This is a genomic window from Mesorhizobium sp. BR1-1-4 (assembly GCF_020165375.1).
Taxonomy (GTDB): Bacteria; Pseudomonadota; Alphaproteobacteria; order Rhizobiales; family Rhizobiaceae; genus Mesorhizobium; species Mesorhizobium australicum.
The window spans coordinates 133,721-153,176 of the sequence record NZ_JAIUIB010000012.1 but is presented as its reverse complement, the minus strand read 5'-3'; the positions used below and the strand labels follow the sequence as shown (position 1 = coordinate 153,176).

Below are 19,456 nucleotides of genomic sequence, written 5' to 3'. Positions count from 1 at the left end.
CGCCAAGAATGCATGCAAGTGTCATCGACTCCAGATTGCCAAGAAAGAAACGATCGGCCCTTCAAGCCCGCCGCGATGAACAATTTTTGCGCGCGCGCCGGCAAGCTGACAATGACCGCGATCATTCCGGCGGATACGGACCGCCAGCAGGCGCGCGACCTCCACGCTATTGCGCTGCCCTGAGCAGCATGCCGAACAGGTCGCGTGGCTCGTCGGGGTCGGCGAGCATATCGAGCTCCTGGTACAGGCCGGTCGACCTCAGTTGATCCCTGACATAGCGCAACGCCGAAAAGTCCTCGATAGCGAAACCCACCGAATCGAACAGCGTGATCTGGCCGGCGTCGCGCCGGCCCTCAACGGCGCCGGTGACCACCTGCCACAGCTCAGTCACCCGATGATCCGGCGCGAGCTGCTGGATCTCGCCTTCGATGCGGGTCTGCGGCGGGTATTCGACGAAAATGTCGGAGCGCAGCAGGATGTCGCGGTGCAGTTCGGTCTTGCCGGGGCAGTCGCCGCCAACGGCGTTGATATGTACGCCCGAGCCGATCATGTTGTCGGTCAGGATGGTGGCGTACTGCTTGTCGGCGGTGACGGTGGTGATGATGTCCGCACCCTCAACCGCTTCCTGCGCGCTCGTGCAGGCCGTCATGTCGAAGCCGAGGCCGGCGAGATTGTGAATGCATTTCTGTGTTGCCGAACGGTCGATGTCGTAAAGCCGCAGCCTGTCGACGCCGAGCAGTGCCTTGAAGGCCAGCGCCTGGAACTCAGCCTGGGCGCCGTTGCCTATCAGCGCCATGCAGCAGGACTCGGCCGGCGCCAAGTGCCTCGCGGCAAGGGCCGACATGGCCGCCGTGCGCAGTGCGGTCAGAATGGTCATCTCGGACAGCAACACGGGATAGCCGTTGTGGACGTCGGCCAGCATGCCGAAGGCAGTCACGGTCTGGCGGCCCTCGCGCATGTTCTTGGGATGACCATTGACATATTTGAAACCATAGACCTCGCCGTCGCTGGTCGGCATCAGCTCGATAACGCCCTCGGCGCTGTGCGAAGCGACGCGCGGGGTCTTGTCGAACAGCTCCCAGCGGCGGAAGTCGTCCTCGATATAGCCGGCGAGCTCAACCAGGAACCGCTCGACGCCGATCCTGAGCACGAGCTTCATCATATTGTCGACGCTGACGAACGGCACGATGTTGAGATTGGGTATCATTTGTTCCTTGCCGGTACACCAGTCAGCCCTGGCGATGCGGGTTGTACGCCTTCATCATCGTCGGCAGTCTCGGAAAGTATGTCAATACCTCTTCATTATTGACCATAATTAAAATATCTGAAATAGACTCGACACAGCATATATTTCAGGGGAGGCCTATGGCGATACGCGATGTTCTGATGCGCGGGGATCTGGCGCTGACGCCGTCGGAAGAGAAGATCGTCAGGCTGCTGCTGACGGACTATCCGACCTCGGGCCTCGGTACCGCATCGTCGCTTGCGCGACGCGCCGGCGTCAGCGATCCCACTGTTGTCCGGCTGGTCGTCAAGCTCGGCTATGAAGGGTTCCCGGACTTTCAGGCAAAGCTGCTCGCCGAGGTCGAGGCCAGGCTGCATTCGCCGCTGTTGATGATGGAGACCAAGCGGCAAAGCGGTTCCAGCGACAGCGCGGTGCTTGCCTATCTCGATTCCGTTACCACGGCCCTGCAGAAAGCCACCGCGGCGACACCGGTCCAGACCTACGAGCGTGCCGCCCGCCTTTTGATGGAGGCCAAGGGCGAAATCTTGCTGGTCGGCGGCCGGTTCAGCCGCCACATCGCCGGGATGCTGGCTGGATATCTCGTGCAGTTCCGCACCGGGGTCCGCGATCTCGGCGTGCTCTCTCCGCAGTCGTTCGACACGCTGGCCGACCTCGGCCGTCGCGACGTGCTCGTCGTCTTCGACTATCGCCGCTACCAGTTGGACGTGATGGCCTATGCGCGCCAAGCCGCCGCGCTCGATGTACGCATTCTTCTGTTCACCGACCAATGGCTGTCGCCGATATCGGACCTTGCCGAAGTCACGATCGTCAGCCCGCTCGAAGTCGCCTCGCCCTATGACACGCTGGCGCCGGCGATCGCACAGATGGAGGCGCTGACGGCCCAGATCGTTTCGACGCTGGGCGACGACGCTCGGGCTCGCATCGAGAGGATCGAGAAAGTGCGGCACGCCAATGCGGTGACGCTCGACAGCGATGCGGAAGGGAGCGGCATGCGCAAGACATCAGGACCGCGCAAGATACCTGGACCCAAAGCAGCAAAGCAGGACGAGAAGGCATGACCCAAGCCCTACCCAAGCGAGACGAAGCTTTTCGTACCGGCGAGACAGCGCTGCTGCTGGTCGACATGCAACGCATCTGGTTGGAGCCGGGTGCCGATCCTTCGCATCCAGAACGCGGACCCGATCATTATTTCTACCGGCAGACATGCTCGCAGACGATCCCCAACCAGGAGCGCCTGCTGGCGGCGGCGAGGGCCAATGGCGTCGAAGTGCTGCACACCATCATCCAGAGCCTGACCGAAGACGGCCGCGACCGCTCGCTCGACCACAAGCTGACACCGATCCATGTTGCGCCCAGCCTCCCCGAAGGCCTGCCAGTGCCATCGCTGGGGCCGGTCGGCGACGAGATCATGCTGCCGAAAACCTCGTCGGGCATCTTCAACTCGACCAATGTCGACTACCTGCTGAAAAACCTTGGCATCCGCTATCTCGTCGTGGTCGGCGTGCTGACCGACCAGTGCGTCGACATGACAGTGCGCGACGGCGCCGACCGCGGCTATCTCGTCACCTGCGTATCGGATGCCTGCGCCACCATTACCCAGGAGCGCCACGACATCGCGCTGAAGGCCTTTGGCGGCTATTGCTGGGTCACGGACACCGACACCGTCGTCGACCGCTTCAACGCTCTGGGAAAAAAGGCATGACATCTGCCGTCGAGCCTCTCGTCGCCGTCGTCACCACGGATCTCTCCGCCATTACGCGGGGCCGCTTCGTGGTCGAAAGCAGATTGCAAAAGACCGCCGCGACAGGGATCGGCTGGCTGCAGGCCAATCTGTCAATGACGCCGTTCAATTCGATAGTCGATCCCAATCCCTGGGGTTCGTCCGGTGACCTTCGGCTGATCCCGGATCTCAAGGCGCGCTTCCGCACCGAGCGGACGGGATCGGCGACGCCCTTCGACATGGTGGCCGGCGACATCGTCGAGCTCGATGGCAGCCCGTGGCTTGGCTGCACGCGGACCATGCTCCGGGATGCGCTGGCGGAATTGAAGGCGGCCACCGGCCTTTCCGTCATCGCCGCCTTCGAGCACGAATTCCACGTTGCCGGCGGCAGCTTCGCGCCGGCACATTCGATGTCCTTTGCCGCCCTGCGCCGCACCGACCCGTTCGCCCCCAATCTGATGGCGGCACTCGAAGAGGCAGGTGTCGGCCCCGAAGTGGTCATCGCCGAATTCGGCAGTGAGCAATTCGAAGTGACGCACGAGCCGGCCGATGCGCTCACGGCAGCAGATCGCGCCGTCGCCATCCGCGAAATCACGCGCGAAGTGGCACGCAATGCCGGCTGGCGCGCGAGCTTCGCGCCCAAGGTCGCCCCGGATGCCGTCGGCAACGGCGTGCACATCCATTTCAGCTTCGTCGACGAAGCCGGAAAGCCGGCAACTTACGATCCGGCGCGTCCCGGAGGCCTGTCCGCCAAGGCTGGCGCCTTCTGCGCCGGCGTGCTGCGCCATCTGCCTGCGATGACCGCCATGACGGCGTCGAGCGTGTCGTCCTTCTATCGCCTTAAGCCGCACAGCTGGAGTTCGTCCTACACCTGGCTCGCCGATCGCGACCGCGAGGCGTCGCTCCGCATCTGTCCGACGGTGACGATCGGCGGACGCGACCCGGCACGGCAGTATAATGTCGAGTACCGGGCGGCCGACGCCACCGGCAATCCCTATCTGTCGCTGGCGGCGATCATCCGCGCCGGGCTGGAGGGGCTGAAGGCGGACTTGCCATCACCGCCGCTGGTCACTGGCGACCCGACGCTGATGAGCGAGACGGAACGGGCGGAACTCGGTCTGGTGCGGCTTCCCGAAACCTTGCCGGCGGCACTGGATGCGCTCCTGTCCAACAAGACCGTTACGGGATGGTTCGCGCCGATCTTCATCGAGACCTTCGTCGGGTTGAAGCAGCATGAAGCCGAGCGCCTGGCAGGCCTTGATCCGGCTGCCATCTGCGATCTCTACCGGACGCTCTATTGATGACTGCGCAGGCCGAAAAAAGCTCGCGCCCCCAAGAAGATTGGCCCGAAGCCGTCGAGGTGCTCAACGAGCATGGCCGTTGCGAGATCGTGCTGCTGTGCGAGCATGCGTCCAACCATATGCCGGCGGAGTACCGCCGGCTCGGGCTCGATGCCAGCCATCTGCAGCGCCACATCGCTTGGGACATCGGCGCTGCGGAGGTCACGCGCCTGTTATCGGCCCGGCTCGATGCTGCGGCCTTTCTCAGCGGCTATTCCCGACTGCTGATCGATCTCAACCGGCCACTGGGCAGCAAGGGCAGCATTCCGGTGCTGTCGGAAGACACTGACATTCCCGGCAATGCCGGCGTCGACAGAACGGAACGAGACCGGCGCGCGGAAATCATGTTTTCGCCGTTCCATGAGCGTGTGGCCGCGCACCTCGATCGCCGTGTGGCCGAGGGCCGGCCGACGCGGATCGTGACGATCCATTCCTTCACACCGGTGTTCCTGGGTGTCGCCAGGCCTTGGCATGCGGGTGTGCTGCATGGTCATGCAGCCGATCTCGCCGCGGCGATCCTTTCGGGCCTGCGCACCGACGCGGCACTCGATGTCGCGGCCAACGTACCCTATGTGATCAGCCGCGATGCCGACTACGCCGTACCCATCCATGGCGATGATCGCGGCATCCCCGCCGTCCTTGTCGAGATCAGGCAGGACTTGTTGTCGACACGGTCCGGTATCGAGGAATGGGCGGACCGGCTGGCGGCGGCGCTGCCCGCGCACCAGACGGAGGCCTCTCAGCCGGTGCGGACGTGACGCCGCGACCATCACGCAGGTCGGCAAGCCGCGCTTCTCGCCATCAGCGCGGCGCTCGCGTGAGCGGGGAACGGTCCGGTCCAAATGGACAACCTCTCGAAAGCTTACAATCAGGTCGCCCGACCTAACCTGCCGCCCCAACCGGCGTCAGGGCAATTTCGCCTAAAGCGATGGTCCCATCCGGATAGGGCTGCCGTCGCTGAACCGGGATTGACGGAACCTGTGAAGGTTGTGCCCAGTCTCGTTGCCCTGGATCAAGTCGGACAGGACGCGGCCCATGCCAGGCCCTATGCCGAAGCCATGGCCGCTCATCCCGGTGGCGATGACGAGGCCATCGACCGTCACGGCGCGATCGACCACAGGCACGACATCCGGCATCGCATCTATCATGCCGGCCCAGCTTGCCCTGAGCGGCACCGCCTCGAATTGCGGAAAAAGCGCCTTGAACCCATGATCGATGGCGCGAAGGGCCCTGGGTTCCGGGGCAGGATTGAGAACGCGCATGCGTTCGAACGGGCTTTCCTTGTCGGCATCCCATTTGCGCGGGGTGGACCAGCTGTCCGGATATGCACGCGGCGCCGCCGGCAGGTAGCGCGTGCCGAAAGGATTTGCCTTCAGGGCAGGCAGGTATTTCGGTGCGTGACGCAATGCATCCGGCCCGACATAGAGCAGGTGGCTGCCTCCCGCCGCGAGCGTGTACCCGCCGTCCTTTCTACGCCGGAAGGCGATGCGTTCGTCCGCGGCAGCGCCGGCATGGATTTCTGGCATAGGCGCGGTCGCCGCGACGGTCGTGCGGACACTGAGCTGCGGGATCGAGACGCCATGCGCGCGCAGGAACAGCGACGTCCAGGCGCCGCTGGCGACAAGCACGTTCGAGGTGGCGATGCGGCCTCGTTCGGTCCAGACACCGCTGATGCGCCCTGCTGAGATGTCGAGCATGCGTGCCGCACAGTTCTCGATGATTGTGACACCCTGGCGAGCGGCCAGGCGGGCAAGCGCCGGCACGGCGACCCAGGGCTCGGCACGCATGTCCGACGGCGTGGTCATGGCGCCCTTGAAGGGGCGTGACATGGCCGGGATCAGCTTGGCGGTCTCGCCCCGGTCGAGGAGGCGCGTGTCGACGCCATGGGCCTCGGCGATCTTCAGGAACTTGGCGAAACCGGCCATCTCCTTGTCGGTCCGCGCAAGATAGGTCACGCCCGTCTGCGTCAAGCCTATGTCCTCGCCGCACTCCTCGGCCAGTTGGCGCCAGAGACGCTGCGCTTCGATGACGATGGGCAATTCGTCCGCGTCGCGGCCCTGCTGGCGAATCCAGCCCCAGTTGCGCGAGGACTGCTCCGCGGCGATGCGTCCCTTCTCCAGCAAGGTCACCGGTATGTTGCGACGGGCCAGGAACAAGGCCGCGGTCACGCCGATGATGCCACCGCCGACAATGACCACATCCGACGTCTTCGGCAGCGGCGCCTGGAACTGGATCGGACTGGCTTCGGTGAAAGGGAAGATCGTCAAAGGACTGTCCTTTTCTCATAAGCGTGCCCCGCGCCGATGGCTGGTCCCAGTGGCGCGAAAGTCGCCCGCTTTCGTCGGACACTGGCCAAGCGTGAAGTGCGCCGACGAGCACTACACGACCGGCCTCGAAAATTTGCGTGCCAGCTCGATGAAATTGTTGACCACCCGTCGAGGCCGCTTCTCGTCGCAGGGCAGCCCTGGCTTCATCGACAATCGGGTGGCTAGGGCACGCGAATGCCGGACGAAGCGAAGCGCTCGCTCAGACCTGTCGCGACATTCCGGCGAAAGATCGCAAACGATAGCTTGCCGCCCGATGACTTCAGGCCAGCCCGAACCGCTCCACCGCACGCATGATGCCGCGCAGTTCCGCGAGGCCTTTCAGCCGGCCGATGAGCGAATAGCCGGGGTTGATCTTCTTCTTGCCGATGTCGTCGGCAAGCAGATGGCCATGATCGGGCCGCATCGGAATTTGCCAGTCGGCTCGGCCTTCTCCGCGACGGCGCTTCTCTTCCTGCATCAAAGCGAGGATGACATGCGCCATGTCCGTGCCGCCCTCGAGATGCTCGGCCTCGTAGAACGAACCGTCCTCCTCGATGGTGATGTTGCGCAGATGGACGAAATGGATGCGGTCGGCGAATTCCTTGACCATGGCGACAATGTCGTTGTCGGCGCGCGTACCGTAGGAGCCGGTGCAGAACGTCAAACCATTGGCCGGGCTGTCGACCGTCTCGAGGATGAAACGCGCATCCTCGGCCGTCGAAACGACGCGCGGCAGGCCATAAAGCGAGAAGGGCGGATCGTCCGGGTGGATGCACATACGCACACCCGCTTCTTCGGCCGCCGGGATGATCTCGCGCAGGAACCAGGCAAGATTGTCGCGCAGTTCCTTAGGCCCAATCGCGTCGTATTCCGCCAGCGCCTCGCGGAAACTGTCCCTGTTATAGCTACGCTCCGTAGCCGGCAGGCCGGCGATCAGATTGCGCTCGATCTGGCCGATCTGCTCCGGTGTCAGCGCCTTCAGGCGCTCCTCGGCCTGGGCAATACGTGACGGCGTATAGCTTGCCGCGCCGTTCTTGCGCTGCAAGACAAAGAGATCATAGGCAGCGAAGTCGATGGCGTCGAAGCGCAAGGCATAACCGGTCGTCGGCAGCCGGTAGGCCAGGTCGGTGCGAGTCCAGTCGACCACAGGCATGAAATTATAGCAGATCGTCTGGATTCCGGCCTTCGCGAGCGCGCGGATGCTGTCGCGATAATAGCCGGCATAGCGCTCGCGCTCCGGCGCGCCGATCTTGAAGGAATTGTGAACCGGAATGCTCTCGACGACCGACCAGGTCAACCCAGCCGCCTCGATGATGCGCTTGCGTTCGAGCACATCGGCCTCAGGCCAGGCCCTGCCATCATAGATATGGTGAAGCGCTGAAACCACGCCGGTGGCGCCAGCCTGTTTGACATGTTCAAGCGTCACCGGATCATCGGGACCGTACCAACGCCAACACTGTTCCATTGCCACTTCCTTTCTGCGAGAGACCGGCAACCTATTGTTTGACCACGATGAGTGTCAAACTAAGAGCCGGTTTCGATAGCAATGAAGGAGCTTCCGCAATGAAGGATTTTGACGGCAAGGTGGCATTGGTGACAGGAACGACCGGTATCGGCCTGGCAGCCGCCAAACGCCTGGCGGCTGGGGGCGCCGCGATCGTCGCCTGCGGGATCGACAGCGCGGCCAACGCCGCCATGCAGGAAAGCCTCGCCAAGTCCGGAGCCGATGCGCTGGTGCAAACGGTTGACGTCTCCGTTTCCGAGCAGGTTCGCGACGCGGTCGTGGCCGGCGTGGCGAAATTCGGCGGCATAGACGTCATCGTCAATTCGGCGGCGGTGCATCCCTACGGAACGGCGACGACAACCGACTGGGAAACGTGGAACCGCGCTATGACGGTCAATGTCGGCTCGATCTATCTGACCGCCCATTTCGGCATCCCGGAAATGATCAAGCGTGGCGGCGGCGCCATCGTCAACGTCGCTTCGGTGCAGGGCTTCGCCTGTCAGCAGAACGTTGCCGCCTATGCCACGACCAAGGGCGCCATTCATACGCTGACGCGTTCGCTGGCACTCGACTATGCCGCGTCCGGCATAAGGGTCAATTCGGTCAGCCCGGGCTCGATCCGCACACCGATCCTCGAAAAGGCCGCGCGTGGCGACGGCGGCAGCGATGCCGACGTGGAAGAGGCCTACAGGCGCTTCGGCGCGGCCCATCCGCTCGGCCGCATCGGGGAACCGGAGGAAGTGGCGGAACTCATCGCTTTCCTGTGCTCGTCGAAGGCCGGCTTCTGCACAGGCGCCGACTACAAGATAGATGGCGGCCTCACCGCCGGCATCGGCGTGAAGTAAGACCGTTAAGATCGATCTCGGGACCCAATCGGGAGTGGTGCATTAACGCAGCCAGTTCGGAACAATCTTTTTTGGCCGAAGTTTTACTCCTTGAAGGGACGAACTCTCCGAAGGAGATTTCCTATGAAACATGTTCTCATTACCAGCATGCTGGCGATCGGGCTAGGCTGCGGGACAGCGATGGCTCAGACGCAGCAGCCCGCCGATAGCCAATCAGGAGCGGACACAAATTGCGCTTCCGGCACGACCAACTGCCAGAAGGGCTCGAAGATGAAGGAGCAGGCACAGGGCACCAAGTCCCAGACTGATCAGCAGGTTCAGGACAAGACCAAGGCCAAGACAGAGGAGCAGGCACAGGGCAAGGCCAAGGCCAAGACGGACGAGCAGGCCCAGGGCAAGGCCGGCACCACCACGGACCAGCAGGCCCAGGGCAAGACGAAGATCCAGACGGACCAGCAGGCGCAGGGCAAGGCTGGCACCAAGACCGACCAGCAGGCCCAGGACAAAACCAAGGTCCAGACCGACCAGCAGGCACAGGGTAAGGCCGGCACCGCAACGGATCAGCAGGCTCAGGACAAGACAAAGGTCCAGACCGATCAGCAGGCACAGGGCAAGGCCGGCACTACCACCGATCAGCAGGCTCAGGACAAGACAAAGGTCCAGACCGATCAGCAGGCCCAAGGTAAGGCCTCCACGCAGGACAAGACCTCGACCGCTTCCATCAACAATGTGACGGTTGAACAGAAGACCCAGATCACTCATGTGATCAGGGAAACCAAGGTCGAGCCGGTCACGAACGTCGACTTCGACGTCTCCGTCGGCATCGAAGTTCCGCGGCACAAGGTCAGGCTGCATCGCTTGCCGGCTCGCATCGTCAAGATCGTTCCGGCCTACGAGGCGTACGAGTATTTCGTTCTCGCCGACGGCCGGATCGTCATCGTCGATCCGGATACATACAAAATCGTGCTGGTGCTGACCTAGGGCAATTCCAGGGAAAAGTGCGTAGCGGTTTTCCGTTCGGAATTGCGTAAAAACAAAGAATTAGAGCACAGGATCGTTCAACCCGCCCCGCTGCACGCGGGTCGGGTTGAGCACTATGGCGAGATGACGCGGAACTTCCCGTGCAAACCTCTGCGCATGCTCAGGGATTGCGAGGCCGCAATGTCCTCAAGGTAATCGAGTAGCGGTGCTCGGCAAGCGGCGGGATGCTGTGCTCCCATTGCGACCGCGACGGCCCCGTCATGAGATAGGCCGATCTCGGCTCGACAGTGATGGTCCGACGCTCCCATTTAGACCCATTCTTGCGCCGAAGGCGAAAATCGCAGGGCGCCAGCAGCGAAACGCCCGCGACATCCTCGAAATGCGGCTTGTCGCGGTGCCAGCCGATACCGGCGCCGGGCCGGTACTCGTTGATCAAGACCTGCGCGAAGGTTTCGGCCGGCCGGCGCGCAAAAGCCGCGACCTTTTCGCGCAAGGGCAGCAGAAAATCAGGTATCGGCGGTGCCTCGACCACCTCGCGCCGGTCATAATCGTAGCGAAGGCCAAAACCGACGACACGCCGGTTTGCCAGATGGCCATGGAAGTCGAAGGCCTTGAAGGGCAGTGCCTCTAGATGATGGACGAGTTCGATTTCGTCCTGTGGAGTGATCAGTCCGGTCTGGTAGGCGAAACCCTCCGGCAGATCATCCTGAGCGGCACCGAAGAGATCGTGCTGGGCCACACGGCCGGCTGTTTTCGGTTTGAGCGGCGACATTTGCCTAGATGGTGAAGGCCGGACCACAAGGCAATATGGGAACCGCGCTTGCCCGCCCTGGATACGTCCAAAACCGGCGCAACGGAACCGCGGGAGGAGCGTGAAAGTTTAGCAACGGCGGTTCCGTCGGAGGCCGCCGGACACGTTCTAGCCTTGGAGTGCCGGATGCCGCGCGTTGAAACCGGGGCCTGCTTTTGCGGGGCGATCGCCGCCACCATGGACGGTGAGCCTTTCTGGATATGCTACGATCACGATGACGATTGCCGACGGGCCATCGGCAGCCCACTCACCGTCTGGGTCGGGTATCGGCCGCGCCAATTCAATCTTTTGAGGGGGGCGCCAAAGGCCTTTTCCAAGACGCCGGGTGTTATCCGCACTTTCTGTCCCGACTGCGGGAGTTCGATAGGCTATAGCGACGAAGGGCTGCCGGACGAGCTTTATCTGACGATCGGATTCTTCGACAAACCCGAAGGGCTGCGGCCACAGGCCCATGCCTATTGGGACCTCAGGCTGCCTTGGGTCGACTTTGCCGACAAGCTGCCGCGCATCGATCGATATTCGAGGAAACGCGATGCGAAGTTCGGCAACCCAAGCGACAGGTAGCAATGTCGGATGGCGGCACGGAACCGCACCACCCCTGGCGGGTTATTTGGCTGAGCCGTCAGGTGCCAGCATGCCATCGACCGTCATTCGAAACACGCAATACGATCCCGCGACCAGGATCCTCTCGGTCTGGTTCGTGCCGCACGGCAACCGCTATGACTATGAGGACGTCGCCCCGGCTACCTATGCGGCGTTCATGCGCGCTCCTTCGAAAGGCCGCTTCTTCAATAAATTCATCAAGGACCACCACAGGTACCGTCGCGTGGCGTGATGCCCCGTCACGCCTTCCTGTTCTCGTCGGCGCTCAACTCATCCGGCGCCGGTTCCCAACCAAAGACACTGCGGCCGCCAAGCAGATGCGACTGGTCGAATTCGCCGGCGACAATTTCCTTGAGGCTGGGACCCGTGACGTATCGCTCGACCTGCCGCGACTGATGGTCGAGCCGCCTCAGAGCGCCGATTTCCTCTTCGCGACCGAGCCTGGCCTTTTGCACGGCGGACTTCAGCACGCCGATCGTCTCGTCATAGACCTTGAGCGGTACAGGGAACGGATGCCTGTCCTTGCCGCCATGCGCCAGCGAAAAACGACCCGGGTCCGAAAATCGGCAAGGCGCGCCATGCACCACTTCGGCAACGAGAGCGAGTGCCCTCACCGTGCGGGCGCCTACGCCCGGAACCAGGAGAAGCTCGGCAAAATCGGCTGGACCTCGCTCGGCGGCGGCGGCCATGTTGCCATGAAGGCGATGCATCACGACGTCGCTTTCGCGGACGTCGTGATGAGCCGGCATGATCAAATGCGGCAGCAGGGGCTGCACCGGAGCCGGTGCCGTACCGGGCTCCAGCGCGGCGAACTCCCGAAGGATGCGGTCCGGCCCAAGATCCTGGAGGAGATCAAGCTGTCCCTGGCGCGAGGCTTCGGCGCGGCGGTCGGTCAGGTTGACGATCTCGCCCTGGTTGGCGCCTTCGATGGCAGCATGCGGCTGGTCGACAAAGCTCTTCAAACCTTCGGACAGCCAATGGTAGCGGCGCGCCACCTTGCTGTCGCCGTTCATGCCTTGCTGCACCACCACCCAGTCGCCGTCGTCGGTGACGATGAAGCCATGCAGATAGAGGTCGAACCCGTCCTGAACGGCGGCGCTGTCCACCTTGGCGACAAGCCGGCTGGCGGTCGCAAGGCGGGCTCCGTCGAAGCCGATGCGCTCACCAATGGCGGCAAGCTCGTGGGGGGTTTTGCGCGAATGCGCGCCACGGCCGCCGCAGACGTGGATGCCGAGTTCGCCCGACAGCGGCGTGAGGCCGCGTTTCAAGGCGCCGACGACGCTGGTGGTGATGCCGGACGAATGCCAATCCATGCCCATGACGGCGCCGAAGGACTGGAACCAGAACGGATGCGCCAGACGCCGCAGCAATTCGTTGCGGCCATAGTGATGGATGATCGCCTCGCACATGACGGCACCGAGACGCGTCATGCGGTCGCCCAGCCATTTCGGCACGCGTCCACCGTGAAGGGGAAGATCAGCACTGCCCGATCGTTGCGCCACGTTTGCCTGCTCCAATGTCCGCGATTGGGACAGATAAGCACTACAGACCCCGCAGGGAAGGCTGACGCTACACTGGCGTCAAGTCCAGTTCGAGAGAACCGTTTCCATCTCGACTGTCTCGACCTGCTGCGCGAAGCGCTGGTGATAGACGGTAAGCAGTGCGTCATGCGTTGCGTCGGAAGAGCTGCACAATGCGTCGGTGACGAGCACCACGCGATAGCCGAAATCGATGGCGCCGAGCACGGTGGCTAGGACGCATACATCGGTTTCGCCTCCCGTGACGACCAGCGTGTCGATCTCGCGTTCCATCAGAAAGGCCCTGAGGCGCCCTTCGAACCAGGGGGAATAGATGTGCTTGTCGATGACTGCCGCCGGCGGACAGTAAGCGGCGAGCGCCGGCAACAATTCGATCATCTCCGGCCCGATATTGTCGATCGCCATGGAGGCCCAGCGCTCATAATAGCGTTTCCATGTACCAGCGCCTTGCCCCGGCCTTTGCGCAGGCAGGAAGCGCGTGAAGACCGTCTGTTCCGCACGCCTTTCGACCAGCCTCTCAATTTGAGGCAGGACACGGGTTATCCAAGGCGTCGCCCAAGGTGACGGTTCGGCAAACAGCTTCTGCATATCCACACAGACATGCATGCACCGGTCGCCCAATGGGCCATAAGCCAAGCCTGGCATCGACATCAACGCATCTCCGACCGGCGGTGCGTTCTCATGACTTCCGGCACTGCCATCCGGATACGCAACGCCGCATGCGGGAACTCGTTCCTGAGCCGCCGGCAGGAACCGACGCGGGTGGCCAGCGTCTCCGCCGCGGTGAACGGAGGCGCTCGCATAAAACTGTCGGAGCTGTGGGGCGGTCCTCTTTTAAGGCTGTGCCGAGAGCGGCACCGCGGCTCGCCGGACCTTCCCGCTATCTCACCACACGCTTCTCGAGCTTGCGGGCCAGAGTGCGCCGGTGCAGGCCAAGCCGGCGCGCCGTCTCGGAGATGTTGAAGCCGGTTTCGACCAGGGTTTCGTGGATGCGCTCCCACTCCAGGTTCTTGATCGAGGTGGGCCGGCTGGAAAGCGGTACGGAAACGTCGCCCTCGGCACGGCCGAAGGCGGCTTCGATGTCATCGGTATTGGCGGGTTTGGCCAGGTAGTGGCTGGCGCCGAGCTTGATCGCCTCGACCGCCGTGGCGATGCTGGCAAACCCTGTCAGCACGACGATCCTGATCGACGCATCGCGGGCGCTGAGCAGCTTGACGCACTCCAGCCCGGAACCTCCGGCTCCAAGCTTGAGATCGACCACGGCATAAGCCGGAACGGCTTTTTCGAGGGCGTCGAGCAAGGCTTCCCTGTCGTGGCAGACCATGACGTCGTACTCGCGCTTTTCGAAGGAGCGCTTCAGCGTCTTGGCAAAGGTCGCGTCGTCCTCGACGATAAAGAGGGATCGATCAGGCCTCATGATCATCTCCATCGGTCAGCGCCGCGAGCGGCAGCGAAAGCGTAACACAGGCGCCCTGCTCCATGTTGCGCGCGGAAAAATCACCTCCCAGTTTCCGGACCACGTTCACGACAAGGAAAAGACCAAGACCGCCCCCTGGCCGTCCCTTGCTCGACATATAGGGCTGGCCAAGCGCCGCCAGAATAGTCTCGTCGAAACCCGGCCCACGATCGCTTACGGCAATCACCAGTTTGTCGCCCTGCCGCTCGGCGGTGACGCCGACCCAAGCCTGCGACGCTTCCTGGGCGTTGTCGAACACGTTGAAGATGACCTGCTTCAACGCCGTGTCGGACACGATCTGCTCGTCCGGGTCGAAATCGTTCGTGTATTCCAGCTTGAATGGCTGGCGACTGATGCGCCATTCCTCGACTAGATCGTCGAGGAAACCGCGAATGGTGGTGCGTATCGTTCCCTCGCCCCTGGCCTGGCCGGAAGACATCAGAATGCCGGACACGATGCGCTTGCAGCGCTCGATCTGCGCCCGCATTTCGGCCATGTCGGCCGCCAGTTCGCGGTTGCGTGCAAGGGTGCGCATCTGGCGCCAGTCGGACAGGATGACGGATATCGTGGCAAGCGGCGTACCCAGTTCGTGCGCGGCGCCGGAGGCCAGCAGGCCCATGCGCACGATGTGGTCCTCCTCGGCCGAGCGCTGGCGCAGGTCGGCGAGATAGGCATCACGTTCGCGCAGGTTGCGGTCGATGCGCGTCATGAAGATCACGATCAGGCCGGCGGCCAGCACGAAGCAGATGAACATGCCCCTGATATGCAGGGACAGGAGATCGCTGCCGCCATGATGCGGGATGGCGATCGGCTGGAAAAGGAAGATGAGGAAGACGAAGCAGGCCGACGCGGCCGCCACCAGGATCCAGGTAAACCTTGGGGTCAGCAGTGCCGCGCCGAGCGTGATCTGCAGAAGGTAGAGCGATACGAACGGATTGGACGCGCCGCCGCTCAGGTAGAGCTGCGTCGTCAGTGCCGCCATGTCGAAGATGAGCGCGACGAAGAGCTGGGTGTTGGTGATCGGCCTGATACCGCGCAGGACCAGCAAGCTGAAGATGTTGAGGCCAACCAGGAAAAGCACAACGCCGGCCATCTTCGCCAGCGGCAGCGGGATCTCGAACCAGTATTGCGTCGCCAGAATGGTGAGCACCTGACCCGCCACCGCCAGCCAACGCAGTTGGATGAGCAGGAACAAGTTCTTCCTGTTCGTTGCTTCGGGATTTGGTACCGCGCCATTGTTGGCGGCAAGGGACGCCGTCACCAGCGATTTGTCGCGGCGGAGCGCTTGCGTGGGAACGCTCATCTTGCTGGTCCTTGCCGCTGGGGGCGGCCGGTCATCGGCCTGGCCAGGGCGAGGGCAAGCATCGCAGCGAGCGTGAACCAGGTCAAAGCATAGATGAGGTGGCTGTTGCGGAAAGTCACGACGGTCAGCCCGCCGTGTGGCCAGCCGTCGATGCCGGATGCCTCAGCATCGACAAAATAGGGTGCGACATCCGTCAGGCCGCGCGCGGTTGCGATGGCAGCGACATCCCGCGAATACCAGCGATTGCCCGTAGTGTCATTCTTGCGCAGGAAGCCACCGCCTGGCTCGCTCATGCGCAACTGTCCATCGATGATGACCGGCGCGGTTGAGCCGCCGCTCTCTTGTCCGAACTCGGCCTTGCGCTCCGGGGGAATGAAGCCGCGATTGACCAGCACGACGAAGCCACTGTCGGTCCGCATCGGCGTCAGCACCCAATAGCCGCCGCCAAGCTCCGTCACCGCCTGGACCAGCGTGTTGGCGCCGCCCAGGAAGCGTCCGGCCAATCGCACATGGCTGTATTCGTAGCGGGTCGCGGTGATGCCGTTCCAGCTCTCCGGGCCAGGCGCTTCGAAAACCGGGGCATGAATGCGTTGGTCGACACGGGCGATCAGGTCGAGCTTCCAGGCCCGCCTCTCCAGCTGCCATATGCCGAGCCCGACAAACACCAGCACGCCGAGGAGCCCGAGCAGCACAAGGACAAGGCGCGATGCGGACGACCGGCCGGCGCCCTCTTGCGACGCGGGCCGCGGACCGATGCCCATCGCCTCGGTGTTGGTTCTCCCAGAGCCCGCAACCGGGCTCATGGCATCTCGCGCATGTCGTGCAGCCCCGGCATCATGTTGGCGTTGAGATGATACATCACCCAGAGCGAGCCGGTCAGTACGATCACGACCAGGATCAGCGTGAAGATCAGCGCCAGCATCGACCATCCGCCTTCCGAGGTGGTGTTCATATGTAGGAAGAAGACCATGTGGACGACAATCTGCGCGACCGCGAAGGCCATGATGACGATGGCAGTCGCCTGCTTGTCGTCGATGGCGCCGCTCATGACCAGCCAGAACGGGATGGCGGTCAGGATCACCGACAGGATGAAGCCGGTCAGATAGCTCCGGAACGATCCGTGTGCTGCTCCAGCATGGGCGTGGCCGTGACCCTCGGCATGATCATGAGCGCTCATCGCAACATTCCCATCAGATAGACGAAGGTGAAGACGCCGATCCAGACGACGTCAAGGAAATGCCAGAACATCGAGAGGCACATCAGCCGGCGGCGGTTCGCCTCGACGAGGCCAAATCGTGCGACCTGGGTCATCAGCGTCACCAGCCAGACGATGCCGAAGGTGACATGCAGGCCGTGCGTACCGACCAGGGTGAAGAAAGACGACAGGAAGGCGCTGCGCTGCGGTGTCGCGCCTTCATGGATCATGTGCGAGAATTCATAGAGCTCGATCGACAGGAACGCCAGGCCGAACAGGCCGGTGACGGCGAGCCAGGCTTGCGTCGCCCCCACGCGACCCCTGTCCATGGTCAGCATGGCGAAGCCATAGGTGATCGACGAGAAGAGCAGCATGGCGGTGTTGACCGCCACCAGATCGAGGTCGAACAGGTCCTTGGGTGCCGGCCCGGCCGCGTAGTTGCCGCCAAGCACGCCATAGGCGGCGAACAGCATCGCGAAGATCAGGCAGTCGCTCATGAGATAGAGCCAGAAGCCGAGCATGGTGGAGCCGCCTTCGGCGTGCGCATGCTCCTCTTCCAGGTGAAACACCGGTTCGGTGCCGGCTGTGATTGCTGTCGATGCCATGCTCAAACCCCAGCCCCGAGGAGCGTCGTCCTCGCCTCTTCCGTCCGAGTGACTTCGGCTGCCGGAATGTGGAAGTCGCGGTGATAGTTGAAGGTGTGGCCGATCGCGGTGGCGATGAGGCAAACGAAGCTCAGCGCCGCCAGCCACCAGATGTACCAGATCAGGGCGAAGCCGAGCGCGACGCTGAAGGCGGCCAGGATGACACCGGTGCCGGTATTGCTGGGCATGTGGATCGGCTTGAAGCCGGCGAGCGGCCTGACGTAGCCGGCCTGCTTCATGTCAAACCAGGCATCGTTGTCGCGAATGACAGGTGTGAAGGCGAAATTGTAGGCAGGTGGCGGCGAGGAGGTCGACCATTCGAGCGTGCGGCCGTCCCATGGATCGCCGGTCGGATCGGCAAGCGCCTCGCGCCTGCGGATGGAGACGAAGATCTGGATCAGGAAGGCGGCGATGCCGCAGGCGATCAGCACCGCGCCGAAGGCGGCGATGACGAACCATATTTGCAGGGAGGGATCATCGAACACGCGCATGCGGCGTGTCACGCCCATCAGGCCGAGCACGTAGAGCGGCATGAAGGCGAACCAGAAGCCGACCACCCAGCACCAGAACGAGACCTTGCCCCAGAACGGGTCGAGCTTGAACCCGAAGGCCTTGGGCCACCAGTAGGCAATGCCGGCGAACAGCCCGAACAGCACGCCGCCGATGATGACGTTATGGAAGTGCGCGATCAGGAACAGGCTGTTGTGCAGCACGAAATCCGCCGGCGGCACGGCAAGCAGCACGCCGGTCATGCCGCCGACGGTGAAGGTGAGCATGAAAGCCACCGTCCACATCATCGGCAATTCGAAGCGGATGCGGCCCCGGTACATTGTGAACAGCCAGTTGAAGATCTTCGCTCCCGTCGGGATCGAGATGATCATCGTCGTAATGCCGAAGAAGGAATTGACGCTGGCGCCGGAGCCCATGGTGAAGAAGTGGTGCAGCCAGACGAGATAGGACAGGATGGTGATGACCACTGTGGCGTAGACCATCGAGGTGTAGCCGAACAGGCGCTTGCCGGAGAAGGTCGAGGTGACCTCGGAGAAGACGCCGAACAGCGGCAGGATGAGGATGTAGACTTCCGGGTGACCCCATATCCAGATGAGGTTGACATACATCATCGGATTGCCGCCGAAGTCATTGGTGAAGAAGTTGGTGCCGACATAGCGGTCGAGCGCCAGCAGCGAGAGCACCGCCGTCAGCACCGGGAAGGAGGCGACGATCAGCACGTTGGTGCAGAGCGACGTCCAGGTGAAGACGGGCATGCGCATCATCGTCATGCCGGGCGCGCGCATCTTGATGATCGTGCAGATCAGGTTGATGCCCGACAGCGTCGTGCCGACACCCGCCACCTGCAGCGCCCAGATATAATAGTCGACGCCGACGTCGGGACTGTAGCCTATGCCGGAGAGCGGCGGATAGGCGAGCCAGCCGGTGCGGGCGAATTCGCCGACGAACAGCGAGGCCATGACGAGGATGGCGCCGCCGACCGTCATCCAGAAGGAGAAATTGTTGAGGAACGGAAAGGAGACGTCGCGGGCGCCGATCTGCAGCGGCACGACGAAATTCATCAACCCGGTTACGAAGGGCATCGCCACGAAGAAGATCATGATGACGCCATGGGCGGTGAAGATCTGGTCGTAGTGATGTGAGTTCAGGTAGCCCTCGGAGCCATTGAAGGCGATGGCCTGCTGGAGGCGCATCATGATGGCGTCCGAGAAGCCGCGCAGCAGCATGACCAGCCCCAGCACCATGTACATGATGCCGATCTTCTTGTGGTCGACGCTGGTGAACCATTCACGCCACAGGTAGCCCCACAGCCTGAAATAGGTGATGACGCCGAGAAGCGCGATGCCGCCGAGTGCCACCGCGGCGAAGGTGGCGACAACGATCGGCTCATGCAGCGGCAGCGAGTCCCAGGTGAGGCGGCCGAAAATGAATTTGGTCAGCGTATGGGGCATCGC

The 19,456-nt window shown here is 62.9% G+C and carries 20 protein-coding genes; 8 read left to right on the top strand and 12 right to left on the bottom strand.

What is annotated here, in order from left to right:
- Positions 1 to 166: 166 nt before the first annotated feature.
- Complete coding sequence (locus LB571_RS24520; RefSeq protein ID WP_224598710.1) at positions 167 to 1,207, bottom strand: ornithine cyclodeaminase; 1,041 nt, start codon at positions 1,205 to 1,207, stop codon at positions 167 to 169.
- A 158-nt stretch (positions 1,208 to 1,365) separates the two neighbouring features.
- On the opposite strand from LB571_RS24520, the gene LB571_RS24515 reads away from it, so the two are divergent.
- From LB571_RS24515 to LB571_RS24500, 4 genes are read left to right on the top strand one after another with little or no spacing between them, the layout of a single operon-like run.
- Positions 1,366 to 2,304: a MurR/RpiR family transcriptional regulator gene (locus LB571_RS24515; RefSeq protein WP_224598708.1), complete on the top strand. Its 939-nt coding sequence runs from the start codon at positions 1,366 to 1,368 to the stop codon at positions 2,302 to 2,304.
- Complete coding sequence (locus tag LB571_RS24510; RefSeq protein ID WP_015316481.1) at positions 2,301 to 2,948, top strand: cysteine hydrolase family protein; 648 nt, start codon at positions 2,301 to 2,303, stop codon at positions 2,946 to 2,948. The genes LB571_RS24515 and LB571_RS24510 overlap by 4 nt, the downstream gene beginning before the upstream one ends.
- Positions 2,945 to 4,267 carry a glutamine synthetase family protein gene (locus LB571_RS24505; RefSeq protein ID WP_224598706.1) on the top strand — a complete coding sequence of 441 codons (1,323 nt, stop codon included), beginning with the start codon at positions 2,945 to 2,947 and terminating at the stop codon, positions 4,265 to 4,267. The genes LB571_RS24510 and LB571_RS24505 overlap by 4 nt, the downstream gene beginning before the upstream one ends.
- A complete protein-coding gene (locus LB571_RS24500; protein WP_224598703.1) occupies positions 4,267 to 5,064 on the top strand; it encodes an N-formylglutamate amidohydrolase in 798 nt (265 codons plus the stop codon). The genes LB571_RS24505 and LB571_RS24500 overlap by 1 nt, the downstream gene beginning before the upstream one ends.
- A gap of 162 nt (positions 5,065 to 5,226) precedes the next feature.
- Here LB571_RS24500 and LB571_RS24495 read toward each other — a convergent pair whose 3' ends face one another.
- Together LB571_RS24495 and uxuA are read right to left on the bottom strand one after the other, a co-directional pair.
- Positions 5,227 to 6,573, bottom strand: coding sequence for an NAD(P)/FAD-dependent oxidoreductase (locus LB571_RS24495; RefSeq protein ID WP_224598700.1), 1,347 nt, complete (start codon positions 6,571 to 6,573; stop codon positions 5,227 to 5,229).
- Positions 6,574 to 6,892: 319 nt separating this feature from the next.
- On the bottom strand, positions 6,893 to 8,077 hold the full coding sequence (uxuA, locus tag LB571_RS24490) for a mannonate dehydratase (RefSeq protein ID WP_015316477.1): 1,185 nt from the start codon (positions 8,075 to 8,077) through the stop codon (positions 6,893 to 6,895).
- Positions 8,078 to 8,175: 98 nt separating this feature from the next.
- Between uxuA and LB571_RS24485 the strand changes: the two genes are divergently transcribed.
- Together LB571_RS24485 and LB571_RS24480 are read left to right on the top strand one after the other, a co-directional pair.
- Complete coding sequence (locus LB571_RS24485; protein ID WP_140614593.1) at positions 8,176 to 8,961, top strand: SDR family NAD(P)-dependent oxidoreductase; 786 nt, start codon at positions 8,176 to 8,178, stop codon at positions 8,959 to 8,961.
- Positions 8,962 to 9,084: 123 nt separating this feature from the next.
- Positions 9,085 to 9,942, top strand: a complete 858-nt coding sequence (locus tag LB571_RS24480) for a DUF1236 domain-containing protein (RefSeq protein ID WP_224598697.1) — start codon at positions 9,085 to 9,087, stop codon at positions 9,940 to 9,942.
- Between the two features lie 160 nt (positions 9,943 to 10,102).
- On the opposite strand, the gene LB571_RS24475 is transcribed toward LB571_RS24480, so the two are convergent.
- Positions 10,103 to 10,714: an alpha-ketoglutarate-dependent dioxygenase AlkB gene (locus LB571_RS24475; protein WP_015316474.1), complete on the bottom strand. Its 612-nt coding sequence runs from the start codon at positions 10,712 to 10,714 to the stop codon at positions 10,103 to 10,105.
- 48 nt (positions 10,715 to 10,762) lie between these two features.
- Here LB571_RS24475 and LB571_RS24470 point away from each other — a divergent pair, with 48 nt between their 5' ends.
- Together LB571_RS24470 and LB571_RS24465 are read left to right on the top strand one after the other, a co-directional pair.
- Entirely contained in the window at positions 10,763 to 11,317 is a 555-nt protein-coding gene (locus LB571_RS24470; RefSeq protein WP_224598694.1) for a GFA family protein, read from the top strand.
- Between the two features lie 70 nt (positions 11,318 to 11,387).
- Positions 11,388 to 11,588, top strand: a complete 201-nt coding sequence (locus LB571_RS24465) for a KTSC domain-containing protein (protein WP_015316472.1) — start codon at positions 11,388 to 11,390, stop codon at positions 11,586 to 11,588.
- A 7-nt stretch (positions 11,589 to 11,595) separates the two neighbouring features.
- Here the strand turns inward: LB571_RS24465 and LB571_RS24460 are convergent, their stop codons facing one another.
- From LB571_RS24460 to cyoB, 8 genes are all read right to left on the bottom strand, one after another.
- Complete coding sequence (locus LB571_RS24460; protein ID WP_015316471.1) at positions 11,596 to 12,858, bottom strand: DUF763 domain-containing protein; 1,263 nt, start codon at positions 12,856 to 12,858, stop codon at positions 11,596 to 11,598.
- A 78-nt stretch (positions 12,859 to 12,936) separates the two neighbouring features.
- Positions 12,937 to 13,545 carry a cysteine hydrolase family protein gene (locus tag LB571_RS24455; RefSeq protein WP_015316470.1) on the bottom strand — a complete coding sequence of 203 codons (609 nt, stop codon included), beginning with the start codon at positions 13,543 to 13,545 and terminating at the stop codon, positions 12,937 to 12,939.
- A 229-nt stretch (positions 13,546 to 13,774) separates the two neighbouring features.
- Positions 13,775 to 14,311 (bottom strand): response regulator transcription factor, encoded by a 537-nt coding sequence (locus LB571_RS24450; RefSeq protein WP_181166251.1) that lies wholly within the window; start codon positions 14,309 to 14,311, stop codon positions 13,775 to 13,777.
- Positions 14,301 to 15,653, bottom strand: a complete 1,353-nt coding sequence (locus tag LB571_RS24445; RefSeq protein ID WP_140821138.1) for an ATP-binding protein — start codon at positions 15,651 to 15,653, stop codon at positions 14,301 to 14,303. Before LB571_RS24445 ends, LB571_RS24450 begins: the two co-directional genes overlap by 11 nt.
- Positions 15,650 to 16,456 (bottom strand): SURF1 family protein, encoded by an 807-nt coding sequence (locus tag LB571_RS24440; protein WP_224598692.1) that lies wholly within the window; start codon positions 16,454 to 16,456, stop codon positions 15,650 to 15,652. The genes LB571_RS24445 and LB571_RS24440 overlap by 4 nt, the downstream gene beginning before the upstream one ends.
- Positions 16,453 to 16,830 carry a cytochrome o ubiquinol oxidase subunit IV gene (gene cyoD / locus LB571_RS24435; RefSeq protein ID WP_224598689.1) on the bottom strand — a complete coding sequence of 126 codons (378 nt, stop codon included), beginning with the start codon at positions 16,828 to 16,830 and terminating at the stop codon, positions 16,453 to 16,455. Before cyoD ends, LB571_RS24440 begins: the two co-directional genes overlap by 4 nt.
- A complete protein-coding gene (gene cyoC, locus LB571_RS24430; protein WP_140660844.1) occupies positions 16,827 to 17,453 on the bottom strand; it encodes a cytochrome o ubiquinol oxidase subunit III in 627 nt (208 codons plus the stop codon). Before cyoC ends, cyoD begins: the two co-directional genes overlap by 4 nt.
- A gap of 2 nt (positions 17,454 to 17,455) precedes the next feature.
- Positions 17,456 to 19,453, bottom strand: a complete 1,998-nt coding sequence (gene cyoB / locus LB571_RS24425) for a cytochrome o ubiquinol oxidase subunit I (RefSeq protein ID WP_224598687.1) — start codon at positions 19,451 to 19,453, stop codon at positions 17,456 to 17,458.
- Positions 19,454 to 19,456 lie beyond the last annotated feature (3 nt).

Bases quoted from the DNA above. Each gene is read 5' to 3' on its own strand.
- cyoD (WP_224598689.1), bottom strand. From the start codon at position 16,830: ATGAGCGCTCATGATCATGCCGAGGGTCACGGCCACGCCCATGCTGGA.
- LB571_RS24485 (WP_140614593.1), top strand. From the start codon at position 8,176: ATGAAGGATTTTGACGGCAAGGTGGCATTGGTGACAGGAACGACCGGT.
- LB571_RS24480 (WP_224598697.1), top strand. From the start codon at position 9,085: ATGAAACATGTTCTCATTACCAGCATGCTGGCGATCGGGCTAGGCTGC.
- LB571_RS24475 (WP_015316474.1), bottom strand. From the start codon at position 10,714: ATGTCGCCGCTCAAACCGAAAACAGCCGGCCGTGTGGCCCAGCACGAT.
- LB571_RS24440 (WP_224598692.1), bottom strand. From the start codon at position 16,456: ATGAGCCCGGTTGCGGGCTCTGGGAGAACCAACACCGAGGCGATGGGC.
- uxuA (WP_015316477.1), bottom strand. From the start codon at position 8,077: ATGGAACAGTGTTGGCGTTGGTACGGTCCCGATGATCCGGTGACGCTT.
- LB571_RS24465 (WP_015316472.1), top strand. From the start codon at position 11,388: ATGCCATCGACCGTCATTCGAAACACGCAATACGATCCCGCGACCAGG.
- LB571_RS24520 (WP_224598710.1), bottom strand. From the start codon at position 1,207: ATGATACCCAATCTCAACATCGTGCCGTTCGTCAGCGTCGACAATATG.
- LB571_RS24450 (WP_181166251.1), bottom strand. From the start codon at position 14,311: ATGAGGCCTGATCGATCCCTCTTTATCGTCGAGGACGACGCGACCTTT.
- LB571_RS24515 (WP_224598708.1), top strand. From the start codon at position 1,366: ATGGCGATACGCGATGTTCTGATGCGCGGGGATCTGGCGCTGACGCCG.
- LB571_RS24500 (WP_224598703.1), top strand. From the start codon at position 4,267: ATGACTGCGCAGGCCGAAAAAAGCTCGCGCCCCCAAGAAGATTGGCCC.
- LB571_RS24445 (WP_140821138.1), bottom strand. From the start codon at position 15,653: ATGAGCGTTCCCACGCAAGCGCTCCGCCGCGACAAATCGCTGGTGACG.
- cyoB (WP_224598687.1), bottom strand. From the start codon at position 19,453: ATGCCCCATACGCTGACCAAATTCATTTTCGGCCGCCTCACCTGGGAC.
- LB571_RS24505 (WP_224598706.1), top strand. From the start codon at position 2,945: ATGACATCTGCCGTCGAGCCTCTCGTCGCCGTCGTCACCACGGATCTC.
- LB571_RS24455 (WP_015316470.1), bottom strand. From the start codon at position 13,545: ATGTCGATGCCAGGCTTGGCTTATGGCCCATTGGGCGACCGGTGCATG.
- cyoC (WP_140660844.1), bottom strand. From the start codon at position 17,453: ATGGCATCGACAGCAATCACAGCCGGCACCGAACCGGTGTTTCACCTG.
- LB571_RS24510 (WP_015316481.1), top strand. From the start codon at position 2,301: ATGACCCAAGCCCTACCCAAGCGAGACGAAGCTTTTCGTACCGGCGAG.